The sequence below is a fragment of the Arcobacter sp. CECT 8989 genome (assembly GCF_004116715.1).
GTDB lineage: Bacteria > Campylobacterota > Campylobacteria > Campylobacterales > Arcobacteraceae > Halarcobacter.
This window is the reverse complement of record NZ_PDKE01000124.1, coordinates 1-392: the sequence shown is the minus strand read 5'-3', so window position 1 is coordinate 392 and position 392 is coordinate 1. Positions and strand designations below refer to the sequence as shown.

Annotated in this window: 1 protein-coding gene; it reads left to right on the top strand. The window is 31.9% G+C overall.

Features of this window, described 5'->3' with window-relative positions:
* Window positions 1-92: 92 nt before the first annotated feature.
* The coding region (locus CRV02_RS14675) for an ABC transporter substrate-binding protein (RefSeq protein WP_258239345.1) at window positions 93-392 on the top strand (300 nt) is incomplete at its 3' end.

The following is a 392-nucleotide window of genomic DNA, read 5'->3' as shown; positions in this document are numbered from 1 at the left end:
ATTATTTTCTACAATAATTGTAGACAGTCTGATAAGATGATTTCATAGTTTATCAATGATAAATTTTTTAAACAAAAAAAGGAGATAAAATTATGAAAAGATTTCTGAAAATAGGTTTAGCAGTAGGGATGCTAAGTTCTACTCTTTTAGCTCAAGAAAGTATAAAAATTGGTTTTGTAGGTACACTTTCAGGAGCAAATGCTGCATGGGGGACTTCAAATGTAAGATCAATGGAAACATCTGCAGAAATATACAACAACCAAGGGGGAGTTGAGATTGGTGGTAAAAAATACAAAGTAGAAATTGTACCTTTTGATGATGCATACGATCCAAAAATTGCTGTTGCAGGTATGGAAAAAATGGCTCAAGAGGGTATTAAATATGTTGTTGGT